Raw genomic sequence first — 12960 nt, 5'->3', positions numbered from 1 at the left:
TACATTATTCTACATAGTCAACTCTATCTTAGAGCAAAACTCCAGGGAAAGTCCAGCATAATAACAGCCCCGGAAAAGGCTGGGGCGCAGTTTACATTTAGATTACAAAAGCGGCTAATTCATTGACTTTAAAGGGGCATCAACCTACGATTAAATATATGAATTATTCTTTTTGGGAGTTGAAAATATGGATCTGGCAACCCTCCGTACCGGCCCGCCGGTCTCACACAAGCCTGATAAACAAAAGCCAGGTGCAGCGCATCAGATTTCTCTGCGGATGATCCGTGTCAAACATATTATTGTGGCGTTGCTGTTATCTGTCTTTTTCTTTTTTGTCTTCTGCTTCATTGCACTGCATGGCTATATTGCCTGGGTGTTGTCCAACCCCACAGTAGCCCCACTCTATTCCACACCTATGATTGCCAAGGGACTGGAATATGAGGATGTTAACTTCCCGGCACAGGATGGCAGCCGGACGATGCAGGGCTGGTACATTCCTTCAGAAGGCTCGACCAAGACGATAGTGTTCAGTCACGGCTACGGCGCCAACCGCGAGGAGACCTGGGTTCCAATGTATGATTTGGCCCACTACGCGCACAGCCTGAACTTCAACGTCGTCATGTTCGATTACGGCTTCGCTTCCCAGATTAACAAGGATATTGCCACCGGCGGCAAAAAAGAATCCCAGCAGCTGCTCGGCGCCATTAACTTTGCCAAGGAGCGGGGAGCCAGGGAGATTGTTGTATGGGGCTTTTCGATGGGCGCAGGCACTGCGCTTCAGGCCGGGCTTGTCACCAAGGACGTCGATGCTATGATACTGGACAGCACCTTCCTGCTGGAGCCGGATACGCTGTACCATAATATTAAGCAAAACATTGATCTGCCGCGCCAGCCTTCCCTGGAGATCATGGAGATGCTGTTCCCAGTGCTGAATGGAACCGGACTCAACCAGATTCCTTACGCCAAGGTAAAAAAAGAGGATTATCCGTTTCCGATCCTGTTCATGCACGGCACGAAGGATGACAAGGCGCCCTATCCGATTGCCGAGGAGCTGGCAGCCAATCAGAGTAATCCTTACTCCGATTCCTGGATTATTGAGGACAGTCACCATGAGCTGCTCTTCCGGGAGCATCCGCGCGAGTATCTGCGCCGTGTCTCCGCCTTTCTCGGCAATGTGCAGCTGGCCCGGTCAATGGAAGGCAGCGAAACCTCTACAGCAAGCAAATAGCAGGCATGACCCCTATACAAAACGTGCAGAGTTGTATCTATACAGCTCTGCACGTTTTTGCGTGAGCGTACAGGCCCGCCGGTAATCCTCATATTCTCTCTTCCGCGCTCATATAATGAACCGTTATTGAGCCAAAGACAGGAGGTCTGCCAGCCATGCTGTATATTTACGGGCCGCTGCTGCCTGTACGTATTCTCGAAGAGATTATTTTCTGGAAAAACCAGGAGAAGGAGCACACCGAGGTTATAAAAGCCATTGTCCCCCGCCTGGAGGAGCCTTACGTTAAGCTGCTGGATCAATGGGCTGTTGTTTTTGGCGCTGCAGAGCAGGCCGCGCGGCGCCTGCTGGAGGTTTCACTCGGAGCAGGCCCTGCCGGGCACACCGGGCTTGCTGCAGATACGGAGCAGCTGGTCCACACCGCCTGCGGCCAGTCCCGCGAGTTCATCCGCCAGCTGTACGCTTTGCGTGAAGCGAGTGCGGCGGTAAATGCCCAGCCGCTTGCCGGAATTGTGATTGTGCACATTATCCGCGAATCGGAGTATTTCCTGGCGGTACTCGGAACGCTGAGTGCACCTGGCCAGGTCGCCGGGCTGATGCGGGAAGCCGCTATTGATCAACCGGAGCTGTATCAGCCACAGTTCAGGGCTGAGCCCGAAGATGCTTTTGCACCTTCGTTCCCGGGGGCTCCGCCGCCGGAGCTGCGCGAGCCGGGCACCGTACCGGTGGGCGGCCACACCCTCCCGCCGCTGCCCTATGCCTATAATGCGCTCGAGCCTTACATCGATGAGAAAACAATGATCATCCACCACGACAAGCACCACCAGAGCTATGTGGACGGACTGAACAAAGCCGAGCTCAAGCTGGCGGAAGCCCGCAAGAGCGGCGATTTCGATCTGGTCAAGCATTGGGAGCGGGAGCTTGCCTTTAACGGGGCAGGGCATTATCTGCACACCATCTTCTGGAACGTTATGTCGCCCCAGGGCGGAGGACGGCCGACTGGTGCCTTGCTGGATGCGATCGAGCGCAGCTTCGGCAGCTACGATGCCTTCAAGAACCAGTTCACGGAGGCGGCAAATAAGGTGGAGGGCGGCGGCTGGGCCCTGCTTGTCTGGAGTCCGCGCAGCCGCCGGCTGGAGATCCTGACCGCGGAGAAGCATCAGAATCTGTCACAATGGGATGTTGTTCCGCTGCTGGCGCTGGACGTCTGGGAGCATGCCTATTACCTCAAGCACCAGAATAACCGCGCCGACTATATTAAGGACTGGTGGAAGGTGGTCAACTGGCCATATGTCTCGGAGCGTTATGCCGCTGCCCGCAAGCTGATGTGGCAACCCTTTTAATCCGGTCCCGCCGCTCGCAGCAGGCTTATTACCTTAGAAAAGGTCCGGCAAGGCACACCAAAAAGCCCGTCCGGCACAGAAGTGCGGGCGGGCTTTCAATATATTCGGGGCACCTTGCAGCCTGTCCCGTTCTATTCTTTGATCAGGGCCAGAAATTCCGCGCGTGCAGCCGCATCTTCACGGAAGGTGCCTCTGGTGGCCATAGTCACCGTCTTGCTGCCGGGCTTCTTCACCCCGCGGGCGCACATGCACAGATGTTCGCCTTCCACCACAACCATCACGCCGTGCGGACTAAGCACCTCGGCCATAATGTCTGCGATCTGCGCTGTAATACGTTCCTGCACCTGCAGGCGGCGGCTAACAGCCTCCACAAGACGGGCCAGCTTGCTAAGCCCGGCAATCCGTCCGCTTGGCACGTACCCGATATGGACCTTGCCGAAGAAAGGGGCCATATGATGCTCACACTGGCTGTAATAGACAATATCTTTTACGATGACCAGCTCTTCATGAGACTCATCGAATGTTACACCGAGCGCCTCGCGGGGATCTACTGAATAACCGCCAAAGATCTCCTCATACATCCGCGTGACGCGTGCCGGCGTATCCAGCAAGCCTTCACGGCCGGTGTCTTCACCGATTAATTCCAATATTCTGGCAACGTGGTACTCGATCTGTTCACGGTTCGCAGATACCTTGCCGTTCACATATTCCTTGATGCCCCCCATAGAGCCTCCCCCTTTCGTCCCCGTATCTGTAATCATCTATTACGAGAACCCTTTATCTGCCTTTGCGGCCCTGCTTCTGTCTGGCTGCAGGTGCAGGCCGTCCCGGCTGGTTATTGTTCTTCAGCATCTGCTGCGCACGCTGCATCTGCTTGTTGTTCAGGTTATAACCCATTTGCTTCGCGACCTTCTGGAGCATTTCCGGATCATTCTGCATCGTTGTCATTTGTCTGCGCAGATAGAAAACACCAATGGCAAATCCGCCGATCAGACCTACGACAAGCGTAATAATAGGCAACGCAATATTCATCTAAAGTCCACCTCTGTACTCAATTGTCGGCATTGCCCGGCTTGGGCACGCGATTCTATCATAGCATTTCAACATCTGGACAGCAATTGGTAAATCCCATCGTTAAAAAAGATAGTTCCCGTCCGGATTGGCTCCTGACTGTCCGGCCTCCAGCTCCAGCAGACAGCTCTTAATTCCGAGACCTCCGGCATAGCCGACAAGGGCACCAGCAGCACCGATAACCCGGTGGCAGGGGACAATTACAGGCACAGGATTACGGTTGTTGGCTCCGCCGACTGCCCGTACCGCCTTGGCGTTCCCTACCTCTATCGCCATATCCTTATAAGAAACTGCCCCCCCGTAAGGAATGGTGCGCAGCGCTGTCCAGACCTGGAGCTGAAACGGGGTGCCGCGCATATCCAGCGGCAGCGAGAATTCCCGCCGCTGCCCGCTGAAATACTCTGAAAGCTGGTGCTTCGCCCCGGCAAGCTGATCTTCCCCGGGCAGCAGTTCCACCTTGCCCATCCGGGCAGCCAGCCATTTCTCCATATCCGGCCGTGTCCTGGCAAGCGGACCGAACCGGACCAGACACAATCCCTTATCCGTTGTGCATAAAGTCAAGTCACCGATCAATGATGGCATTTCACTGTAAAATACCGTTGTTACACCTGCGGCTGCCGCCACGCTGTACTTATTCACTGTCCGTCTCCTTCTGCTCCAGCAGTCTGCGGTGTGCGCGGTCCAGCATTTCCCGCACCGTGCCATCCTCTTCACGCTGCAGTGCCTGCTCCACCGCTGCCAATGCCTCACTGCCGCCGATTTTACCGAGTGCCCAGGCAGCGGTACCGCGCATCTCCGGCCGCGATTCGTGCTTAACAATCTCCGCCAGCTTGGGCACGGCAGCAGTCTCCTTAAAGTTCCCCAGCGCAATTACCGCGTTGCGCTGAATCGGCTTTTTGCCGCGCCAGGCTGCCGAGCTCATGCCAAATTTCTCCTTGAATTCCCGGTTGCTGAGATCAAGGATCGGCAGCAGCAGCGGCTTGACGATTTCCGGATCAGGCTGCAGCTCCGGGCGGTGATTCCAGCTCTTCCCCCGGTTCTTGGGGCAGACAATCTGGCACGTATCGCAGCCGTACAGGCGGTTGCCGATCTTCGTCATATATTCCTCACTCAGAAAGCCTTTGGTTTGTGTCAGAAAGGAAATACAAGCCTGGGCATTCAGCTGCCCGGGTCCGACAAGTGCTCCTGTAGGGCACGCATCAATACATTTGGTGCAATCCCCGCAGCCGTCCTCTACAGGTGTATCCGGCGGGAACGGAATACTCGTGACCATCTCACCCAGATAAATCCATGATCCCCACTCGGGTGAAATGACCGCACAATTTTTGCCGCTGAAGCCGATTCCGGCCCGTTCAGCTACCGCACGGTCAACCAGCACTCCCGTATCGACCATACTCTCAAGCACGGCTTCCGGGACACGCTCGCGGATGAATTCTTCAAGCTTCGCCAGCGCTTCACGCAGCACTTGATGATAGTCCCGGCCCCAAGAGGCCCGGGCCAGAATTCCCCGCCGCGCCCCCGGCTCCGACTTGGGCGGGTTTTCCATTTTGGACGGATAGGCTACAGCAATTGCAATGATAGATTTAGGCACGCCATCCTTCAGGGCCGGAACTGTCCGCTTCTCAAGATCCTGCTCCTCGAAGCCGGATTCATAGCCTTTGTCCCGGTGATCCTGAAGAATGTCTTTCAAATATAAGAAGGGGTCAGCCGTAGTGAACCCGATATCGTCAATTCCAAGCTGCGGGGCAGCCTCTTTAATTTCAGCCTTCAGCTGTTCCCACCGGGAAGCCGGCGGAGCATATGCTGATTGGGCCTTGATGTTCATTTCCGCGTTCTCCTTTTTGGGTCATCATTCAGCCGGTCTTTCCGGTATTGCCTACAGTGCATTCAGCTTGGACAGGGGCCACCAGATATAAGCAGCCTTCCCGACAATGAAGGACTGCGGAACAGCACCAAAATAACGGCTGTCCTTGCTGGCTCCGGCATGGCGGTTGTCACCCATTACGAAATAGGTCCCTGCTTCAACCGTCACCGCCTGGAAATCGGAGTCCTGAATAACCGTATCAATATAAGGCTCATCCGCCAATACGCCATTGACGTACAGCTGATGCTCCTTTACTTCTATAACATCTCCGGGTACCCCGATCACGCGCTTGACCAGATATTCCTTCCGGTCCGGCCCGATACTGGGATCATGAAGCACGACAATATCGCCCCGTCCAGGATCCGCAAAGCTGAGGGTGATTTTGTTAATAATCAGCTTCTCCCCTTCATACAGCGTCGGCTGCATGGACTGCCCGATAACAGTCGAGACATTAAATACGAATATATTAAGCAGCGACATGACTGCAAATACAATTGCAGCAGTGACCATCCAGTCCCGAATCTCGCGGGCCCATCTCTGCACCGGAGTTCTTCTGGAGCCGTTATGGGTAACTGAGCGGTATCTTTGCTTGCGGCTGCGTATGAGTTCTTCCTTGGTTTCCCCGTTCATATGCCACCCTCTTGCTCCGGTAATTGGTACGGTACTGCCGCCGCTGCAGCTTTGGCCCGTAACAATAGAAAAGCATATCTCCCGGCCATTTGCAACGGACAACGGGGAGATATGCTTCAGTATAATGGAACAGACCATATAAGTCGTTAAAGTTCTCTATTCTAGTAAATGTTTCCGCTTACGTCATACCGGACGGCAAAGGTTCTTATCCGACAATGCTAAGCTTGCGGACGGATTTGAAAATCTGATTCTCGTTATAGCCCATAGCTTCATACAGGGGTAGAGCAAACGAGTTGTGCTCATCAACAGCCACGTAAATACCGCTAACCTTGCGTGCCTGGAATCTGCTCTCCATCGCCGAAACCAGACTTCTGCCGATTCCTCTGCGGCGGTATTCGGGATGAATGGCGATGCGGAAATAACAGCCATGATTCTTTTCAATCGTACCAATCAGCGCACCGACAATTTCTCCTTCTTCTTCAGCTACTACAATGAGATCGGAATCCCAGGAAAGCTGCCTGGAAAAAGGCTCCATCGTGCTCTCGAAACATTCTTCCGACAATGCGGTCTGCAGCAATTCAGTCACAGGGGTAACGTCGCTTAATTGAAAGGAACGAACGTGCATTCTTTATAATCTCCCTTTTCTATGGCTTGGATGTTACAAAAAGAAGGAGTTCCTGCAAAAAATAAACACAGAAAAAAAGCATGAAAAAAAAGTAATGGATGTTATCTGAAGAAGCTGCCGGATCCATCATGACGTAGAAGCTTTTCTCGTGGTCAAAGAAGTATTAACCGAATGTAAACGGCTGATCACATCTTCAATGTTCAAAAAACGAGGAATACCTGCTTTTGACTCTATTAAAGCACACTTTTCTGGCGATATCACCATTTTTCTTTAGTAAGCGCTTTATATCAAGCGCTTTCATTAAAACAATTTACACATTTTCTTGATAAAGGTAAAATCCAGTGTATAAAAAGGATTTTCCCGGGTTAATCTATTTCTTTAACATAGTGTTTACACTTCCCGTGAGGTTGGCACAGCTGTCACTTTTTAAACATTTATGTTTGTTTAATGTTGCATTCTTCTTCCAGATACGGTTTAATAATAATAACGTAGTGGTTACATACCCTATAAGACGTATTGGAAATAAGGGGTTTTGACGTCAAGACCGCCAAAATTCTTTATCATACAAATTCTCATAAAACTCAGGAGGGATTTTTCCATGGCATTTCAATTACCGGCACTTCCTTACCCGAACAACGCACTTGAACCGCACATCGACGCTCTGACGATGGAAATTCACCATGACAGACATCACAACACTTATGTGACGAACCTGAACGCCGCTCTGGAAAAGGCGCCTGAACTGCAAGACAAGAGCATCGAAGAGCTGCTCACTGACCTGAACGCAGTACCTGAAGCCATCCGCACTGCTGTACGCAACAACGGCGGCGGGCACGCCAACCACACCCTGTTCTGGGAAGTTATCGGGCCAAACGGCGGCGGCGCTCCGACTGGTGCACTTGCAGCAGCCATTGACAGCGAGCTCGGCGGCTTCGATAAATTCAAAGAAGATTTCGCTACTGCAGCAACTACCCGTTTCGGCAGCGGCTGGGCTTGGCTCGTTGTTAAAGACGGCAAGCTGGCTGTAACAAGCACTCCTAACCAGGACAACCCGATCAGCGAAGGTGCTACACCAATCCTTGGTCTGGACGTATGGGAGCATGCTTACTACCTGAACTACCAGAACAAACGCCCTGATTACATCAAAGCGTTCTGGAACGTAGTAAACTGGGAAGAAGTCGGCAAACGCTACGAAAGCGCAAAATAAGACTCTTACCGCAGAAGCGGCTTGAGTACACATAACGGATACTGCCCTTTGGGCGGTATCCGTTTTTATGTTCGGGTGAGGCGGGCTAAACTGTTCATGAAAGTAGTACAACAAATTAATCTTCGAGCAGGTACCGGCTGATTGCATATAAATTCCGACTGCCTGAAGTCAGGGATGCTTATAGACCTTCAAAAGGGAGGGTTACCTTAAGAGTTAATTGCAGTTTGTGCAGCTAAAATACCGGTTTCCCCCCTCAGCTGCCGGTTTTAAGTGTACAAAGTGCATCTATTCTAAATATCTAATGATGGCCATGCGCCTGCAGGTGAGGGCAAATCACGCCAAGTGGAAAATCATCACCTATTAAGGCGGCATTTGCCGGGATAAGGGATTCTAATTTGAAAAAAGACACTTAATTATACCGCTTGTCTGCTTAAAGGGGCATTCCGCTTAAAATAAGTGGCGTTTTTACACCTAATGATCAGAAATTCAGAGAAATTACAGAATTAGATGGCGGAAATCCACTTAAATACTTTTTAACTGCGAAGTCCTTTGACTGTTCCCCAAATAGGCGGGATATTCCGGGGTAGCCTAAAGTATCCTGGGGAATACTCTGGAACATCTCCGGCAGCTTTAGTATGGCTACTGCCAGGCCGCATCTCCATAATACAAAAAAGGCCTTGCCGGGCAAACGGCAAGGCCTTTATCTTGTTGGGGCTGCTGCAATAGCTACAATAATGAAGAGGCATCCACTGTACATTCGCTCCGCAGCAATGATTGCTTTTTAAGCTTCGTCAGCAGCATTAACGCATTCCTTGCAGCTAACATATGCAGCATCTCCGGCTACCAGCCGCCTACAGCTGCTCCTTCTCTACCTCATCGAAGTAGCTGTTGAGCAGCTTGAGAAAAACGTTCGGAAAGGCATAGTCCGCCATGTCCTCACGGCGGATCCAGCGTACGGCGCCGCCGTCCTCCGGATGGCCTCCATCCGCGAACGGCTCCGCCGCATAGGACGCCCGCGCTTCTGCCGCCAGCGGCAGCGCCAGGGCGTCCTCCTCCCTGCAGATGTACACCTGCAGGGTCCAAACAATGTGGCTGAACGTGTGCTCCGCAGCCGTCCAGTGCCCTTCAGGCCGGGCGAGAATCCCGGCCTGACGCAGGGACCGGCGCAGCCGGTCCAGCGCTGCCGCCTCCGGCAGCGCACCGGGGCCGCCGCCCTCAGCAGGCGGCGCGGGCCAGTGCGGCAGCTCCCACATGCGGGCTAACAGCCCGCTCTGTGGCCGCTGCCGGATCAGCACCCGGCCGGCGTGCTCGCCGCTGCCGGTGACTAGGGCCGCCAGCCGCTCCTCCGGGCGCGGCGGCTTGGCCTTGGTCTTGACGGGCAGCGAGGTCTCGCAGCCCGCCAGGCGCGCCGCGCAGTGCTCCATCACCGGGCAGATGAGGCAGCGCGGTGATTTTGGCGTGCAGACCAGCGCGCCCAGCTCCATCAGCGCCTGATTGAAGTGCGACGCCTCCCCCTCAGGGATCAGCTCCGCTGCCAGGCGCTCCATTTTCACCCGGGTCGTACCTTGGCTATGTCATCCTCCAGCAGGAAATAGCGGGACAACACCCGCATGACATTGCCGTCCACCGCCGGCTCAGGCCGGTTGAAGGCGATGCTGAGGATCGCACCGGCTGTGTAAGGCCCGACGCCCTTCAGTCCGAATACGGCATCCCGGTCATTCGGGACCTCCCCGCCGTACAGCTCCTTAACCTGCCGGGCAGCGTGCTGCAGATTCCGGGCACGTGAATAGTAGCCGAGGCCTTCCCAGCATTTCAGCACCTCTTCCTCGGGCGCATCCGCCAGCGACTCTACCGTAGGAAACCGTTCGATGAACCGGTTGAAATAGGGGATGACCGTATCCACCCTCGTCTGCTGCAGCATGATCTCCGAAATCCAGATATAATACGGGTTACGGTGACGCCGCCACGGCAAATCACGCTTCTGAACCTTATACCATTCCAGCAGATTCGTGCTGAAAAACCGTTTTACCTCCTGCTCCTGCTGTTCATGCGTTGTCATTCTTTATCTCCTTGCCTATAAATTCTATTTATATAAAAAGGCTGTCCTTAACTTCTCCATTAAGCTTTAGTTCCTGCGCTCCATAACCGCAAAGGTCGAAGCCAATTCCTGGCTGTGTGTGATGGTCAGATGGAGAATATACTCTGCCCCGTTCAGGCCCAGCCTGGACCAGGCAGCCTCCGAGAGCGTCACGGACGGCTTGCCGGAGCCGTCCGGCAGTATTTCTATATCCTGAAAGCCCACTTCGCTGCCGATTCCGCAGCCCAGCGCTTTCACAACCGCCTCTTTGGCAGCAAACCGGCCGGAGACGAATTCTGCCAGCCTGCCTGTCCGCCCGTCTGCCAGCTGCAGCTCGGCCGGTGTAAGAATGCGCCGGATAAATTTGGGGCCGGATTCGTTGGCCAGTATTCGCTGCATGCGGCCGATCTCCAGCACATCATGGCCGATTCCATAAATCACAATTTCACACTCCTTATGAGCTTGGCGCACTTAAACACATTCATCTGCCATCTTTCTTTAACCGCTTTAATAATGGTATTATCTTCATATACATTCTGGGTATTCTGAAATGATTATAGTCCGGCTTTTAGATTCTGTCATATTATCTCTGATTAAGAGAGGGGATTCGCCCGATGAACCGTAATTTCGAGTTACCTGCCGGAGAGGAGGCAGTCCTGCGCTGCTCCCATTTTCCTGCCCGCAGTAAGGCCAAGAGCCTGATAGTCATCGCACACGGCTACAAAGGATTCAAGGATTGGGGGATGTTCCCTTACACCGCAGCCGCACTCAGCCATGAACATGAAGTGATCTCCTTCAACTTTTCCCATGCCGGGATCGGCGAGGATTTGCAGCATTTCACCGAGCTTGAGAAGTTTGCCCGCAACACCTATAACCGGGAGATCAAAGATATGAAGATCCTGCTCTCCTATCTCAGCCAGCACCATAAATTCGGTGCTCTGCCCCTGTTTCTGCTGGGACACAGCCGGGGAGCCGGCGACAGTCTGCTCTACGCGCTCGACCATCCGGATGAGGTTGCCGGAGTCATCTCCTGGAACGGGATCACCGACCTTGATCTGTTCACAGAGGAGCAGAAGCATGAAATGAGAACATCAGGCCGCAGCCATGTTCTTAACGGCCGTACCGGCCAGCAAATGCCGCTGGATGCTGTGATCCTTGAAGATCTGGAGCGCCAGGCTGAGCGTTACAATATTCTTGAGCGGATGAAATCGGCCTCTTTCCCGGTCGTCCTGATCCAGGGAACCGAAGACAGCGCAAGGCTGCGGCAGGGATCCGAGCAGTTAACCAGGCTCCGTCCGGATATCAGCTGGGTGCAGATTGCCGGAGGCAACCATACCTTCTGCACCGTTCATCCCTTTGCCGGAACAACACCGCAACTGGAGCAGGCGATTGCAGCTTCAGAAGCTTTTATCGGGCACACTCTGGAGAACAGCAGTCTTCTCTGACCTGCACAGCAAAACCGCCGGATAGCGGTACAGGCTGACTCCGGCGGTTTTTTTGACCTATGAATCTTGGGCTAGGATCTTTAGCGCCTGCCCCTGTTAAATCCCCGGTATGACATTACGTTTATGAGCGGTTCTCTTATAGTAGCGTTCAAGCTTCTCCGCTGCCTCCGGACTAACCGGCTTGCCCTCCAGATAGTCGCTGTTCTCATCATACGTAATGCCGAGCTCGGTTTCATCCGTTTGACCCGGCCACAGGCCCGCTGTCGGTGCTTTGGTCACAACCTCGGCCGGCACTCCCAGATAGACCGCAAGCTGGCGTACCTGACGCTTATTAAGCGTACTCAGCGGCGTAATGTCAACCGCACCGTCGCCCCACTTGGTATAGAAACCGGTAATTGCCTCGGAAGCGTGATCCGTACCCACTACCAGCAGATTATTCTCAAAAGCGAGCGCATACTGCATCACCATCCGCGTTCTGGCTTTTACATTCCCCTTGCCCTGATGCGTAATATGACGGTGCTGCCCCAGCGCCTTGAGGCTGTGCTCCACTTCAAGCGCAATCTCATTAACCGCTTCTTCAATATTGGTTTCAACTTTGCGGGTAAGCCCAAACGCCTCCGCCACCGCATAGCTGTGCTCAATATCCTCCTGCTCACCGTAAGGCTGGAAAACGCCAAGCGTTATATATTCCTTGCCTTCCTCGGCAGTCAGCTCGTCCGTCGCCCGTTTGCACAATCCTGCAGCTACTGCGCTGTCGACACCCCCGCTGATCGCGATCAGCAGCCCTTGGGCACCGGCTTGACGTACATAAGATTTCAGGAAATCCACACGTTTCTGTACCTCTGCTTCCACATCAATGGCCGGCTTGACGCCAAGGGCAGCAATAATCTCTTCTTGCAGGCTCATAACCATTCCTCCGTTTCTGCATCTCCTTATTTGAAAAAAAATCCCGCAGAGCCGGGCTTCCGGCCGCCGCGAGATTCCTCTGATTTATTACCCTTAATTTACTGGCAATAACGGTCGAAAACCTCTTTCAGTTCAGCAGCGATTTCGCTTGCCGAACGGTCCTCAACACCATGGCGCTCAATAAAATGAACGAGCTCCCCATCCTTCATCAGCGCGATGGAAGGTGAAGAAGGCGGATACGGAGCGAAGTATTCACGCGCTTTGGCGGTTGCTTCCTTCTCCTGGCCCGCGAACACCGTAAACAGGTGATCCGGCAGATTCTCATTCTGCAGAGCCTGGGCTACGCCTGGACGGCATTGGCCGGCTGCACAGCCGCAGACAGAGTTCACAACAACAAGCGCTGTTCCTTTTGCAGCTGGAAGAGCGGCTTCCACCTCTTCCGGAGTCAACAATTCCTGGAACCCGATACTGGTCAGGTCATCACGCATAGGCTGAATCGAATCCCGCATATATTGATTAAATGACATGGACATTTCTTCTGCACTCTCCTTTGCCTCTTGAATGTAA

General features: G+C 53.5%; 13 protein-coding genes and 1 pseudogene. 4 read left to right on the top strand and 10 right to left on the bottom strand.

Going from position 1 to position 12960, the window contains the following annotated elements:
- The first annotated feature begins 187 nt into the window (after positions 1 to 187).
- Entirely contained in the window at positions 188 to 1228 is a 1041-nt protein-coding gene (locus tag AWJ19_RS09535; RefSeq protein ID WP_082707799.1) for an alpha/beta hydrolase, read from the top strand.
- Between the two features lie 155 nt (positions 1229 to 1383).
- Positions 1384 to 2568, top strand: a complete 1185-nt coding sequence (locus AWJ19_RS09530; RefSeq protein WP_068723231.1) for a Fe-Mn family superoxide dismutase — start codon at positions 1384 to 1386, stop codon at positions 2566 to 2568.
- 131 nt (positions 2569 to 2699) lie between these two features.
- On the opposite strand, the gene folE is transcribed toward AWJ19_RS09530, so the two are convergent.
- The 6 genes from folE to AWJ19_RS09500 all read right to left on the bottom strand — a co-directional run bounded on the left by folE (position 2700) and on the right by AWJ19_RS09500 (position 6758).
- Positions 2700 to 3293, bottom strand: coding sequence for a GTP cyclohydrolase I FolE (gene folE / locus AWJ19_RS09525; RefSeq protein WP_068723229.1), 594 nt, complete (start codon positions 3291 to 3293; stop codon positions 2700 to 2702).
- A 52-nt stretch (positions 3294 to 3345) separates the two neighbouring features.
- Positions 3346 to 3600, bottom strand: coding sequence for a YneF family protein (locus tag AWJ19_RS09520; protein WP_068723224.1), 255 nt, complete (start codon positions 3598 to 3600; stop codon positions 3346 to 3348).
- Positions 3601 to 3702: 102 nt separating this feature from the next.
- Entirely contained in the window at positions 3703 to 4278 is a 576-nt protein-coding gene (locus AWJ19_RS37570) for a methylated-DNA--[protein]-cysteine S-methyltransferase (RefSeq protein WP_347231097.1), read from the bottom strand.
- Positions 4271 to 5464 (bottom strand): tRNA epoxyqueuosine(34) reductase QueG, encoded by a 1194-nt coding sequence (gene queG, locus AWJ19_RS09510; protein WP_068723223.1) that lies wholly within the window; start codon positions 5462 to 5464, stop codon positions 4271 to 4273. Before queG ends, AWJ19_RS37570 begins: the two co-directional genes overlap by 8 nt.
- 51 nt (positions 5465 to 5515) lie before the next feature.
- Positions 5516 to 6133, bottom strand: coding sequence for a signal peptidase I (lepB, locus tag AWJ19_RS09505; protein ID WP_082707797.1), 618 nt, complete (start codon positions 6131 to 6133; stop codon positions 5516 to 5518).
- A gap of 205 nt (positions 6134 to 6338) precedes the next feature.
- Complete coding sequence (locus tag AWJ19_RS09500; protein WP_068723222.1) at positions 6339 to 6758, bottom strand: GNAT family N-acetyltransferase; 420 nt, start codon at positions 6756 to 6758, stop codon at positions 6339 to 6341.
- 598 nt (positions 6759 to 7356) lie between these two features.
- Here AWJ19_RS09500 and AWJ19_RS09495 point away from each other — a divergent pair.
- Entirely contained in the window at positions 7357 to 7965 is a 609-nt protein-coding gene (locus AWJ19_RS09495; protein WP_054943040.1) for a superoxide dismutase, read from the top strand.
- An 851-nt stretch (positions 7966 to 8816) separates the two neighbouring features.
- Here the strand turns inward: AWJ19_RS09495 and mutY are convergent.
- Both mutY and acpS read right to left on the bottom strand, forming a co-directional pair.
- A pseudogene (gene mutY, locus AWJ19_RS09490) lies at positions 8817 to 10024 on the bottom strand (A/G-specific adenine glycosylase).
- 66 nt (positions 10025 to 10090) lie between these two features.
- Entirely contained in the window at positions 10091 to 10483 is a 393-nt protein-coding gene (acpS, locus tag AWJ19_RS09485) for a holo-ACP synthase (RefSeq protein WP_068723221.1), read from the bottom strand.
- 173 nt (positions 10484 to 10656) lie between these two features.
- On the opposite strand from acpS, the gene AWJ19_RS09480 reads away from it, so the two are divergent.
- On the top strand, positions 10657 to 11487 hold the full coding sequence (locus tag AWJ19_RS09480) for an alpha/beta fold hydrolase (protein ID WP_068723220.1): 831 nt from the start codon (positions 10657 to 10659) through the stop codon (positions 11485 to 11487).
- 96 nt (positions 11488 to 11583) lie between these two features.
- Here AWJ19_RS09480 and nadE read toward each other — a convergent pair whose 3' ends face one another.
- Entirely contained in the window at positions 11584 to 12393 is an 810-nt protein-coding gene (nadE, locus tag AWJ19_RS09475) for an ammonia-dependent NAD(+) synthetase (protein ID WP_068723218.1), read from the bottom strand.
- Between the two features lie 98 nt (positions 12394 to 12491).
- A complete protein-coding gene (locus AWJ19_RS09470; RefSeq protein ID WP_068723216.1) occupies positions 12492 to 12926 on the bottom strand; it encodes a BrxA/BrxB family bacilliredoxin in 435 nt (144 codons plus the stop codon).
- Positions 12927 to 12960: the final 34 nt, after the last annotated feature.

Origin of the sequence: Paenibacillus sp. DMB5, from assembly GCF_001517085.1 — a bacterium.
Lineage (GTDB): Bacteria > Bacillota > Bacilli > Paenibacillales > Paenibacillaceae > Paenibacillus_AQ.
Note: the sequence above shows the minus strand (reverse complement) of the source record. Positions and strands in the feature narration are given on the sequence as shown.

Excerpts from the sequence above, each read along its gene's own strand:
- AWJ19_RS09535 (WP_082707799.1), top strand. The coding sequence starts at position 188 with ATGGATCTGGCAACCCTCCGTACCGGCCCGCCGGTCTCACACAAGCCT.
- AWJ19_RS09530 (WP_068723231.1), top strand. The coding sequence starts at position 1,384 with ATGCTGTATATTTACGGGCCGCTGCTGCCTGTACGTATTCTCGAAGAG.
- folE (WP_068723229.1), bottom strand. The coding sequence starts at position 3,293 with ATGGGGGGCATCAAGGAATATGTGAACGGCAAGGTATCTGCGAACCGT.
- AWJ19_RS09520 (WP_068723224.1), bottom strand. The coding sequence starts at position 3,600 with ATGAATATTGCGTTGCCTATTATTACGCTTGTCGTAGGTCTGATCGGC.
- queG (WP_068723223.1), bottom strand. The coding sequence starts at position 5,464 with ATGAACATCAAGGCCCAATCAGCATATGCTCCGCCGGCTTCCCGGTGG.
- lepB (WP_082707797.1), bottom strand. The coding sequence starts at position 6,133 with ATGAACGGGGAAACCAAGGAAGAACTCATACGCAGCCGCAAGCAAAGA.
- AWJ19_RS09500 (WP_068723222.1), bottom strand. The coding sequence starts at position 6,758 with ATGCACGTTCGTTCCTTTCAATTAAGCGACGTTACCCCTGTGACTGAA.
- AWJ19_RS09495 (WP_054943040.1), top strand. The coding sequence starts at position 7,357 with ATGGCATTTCAATTACCGGCACTTCCTTACCCGAACAACGCACTTGAA.
- AWJ19_RS09480 (WP_068723220.1), top strand. The coding sequence starts at position 10,657 with ATGAACCGTAATTTCGAGTTACCTGCCGGAGAGGAGGCAGTCCTGCGC.
- nadE (WP_068723218.1), bottom strand. The coding sequence starts at position 12,393 with ATGAGCCTGCAAGAAGAGATTATTGCTGCCCTTGGCGTCAAGCCGGCC.
- AWJ19_RS09470 (WP_068723216.1), bottom strand. The coding sequence starts at position 12,926 with ATGTCCATGTCATTTAATCAATATATGCGGGATTCGATTCAGCCTATG.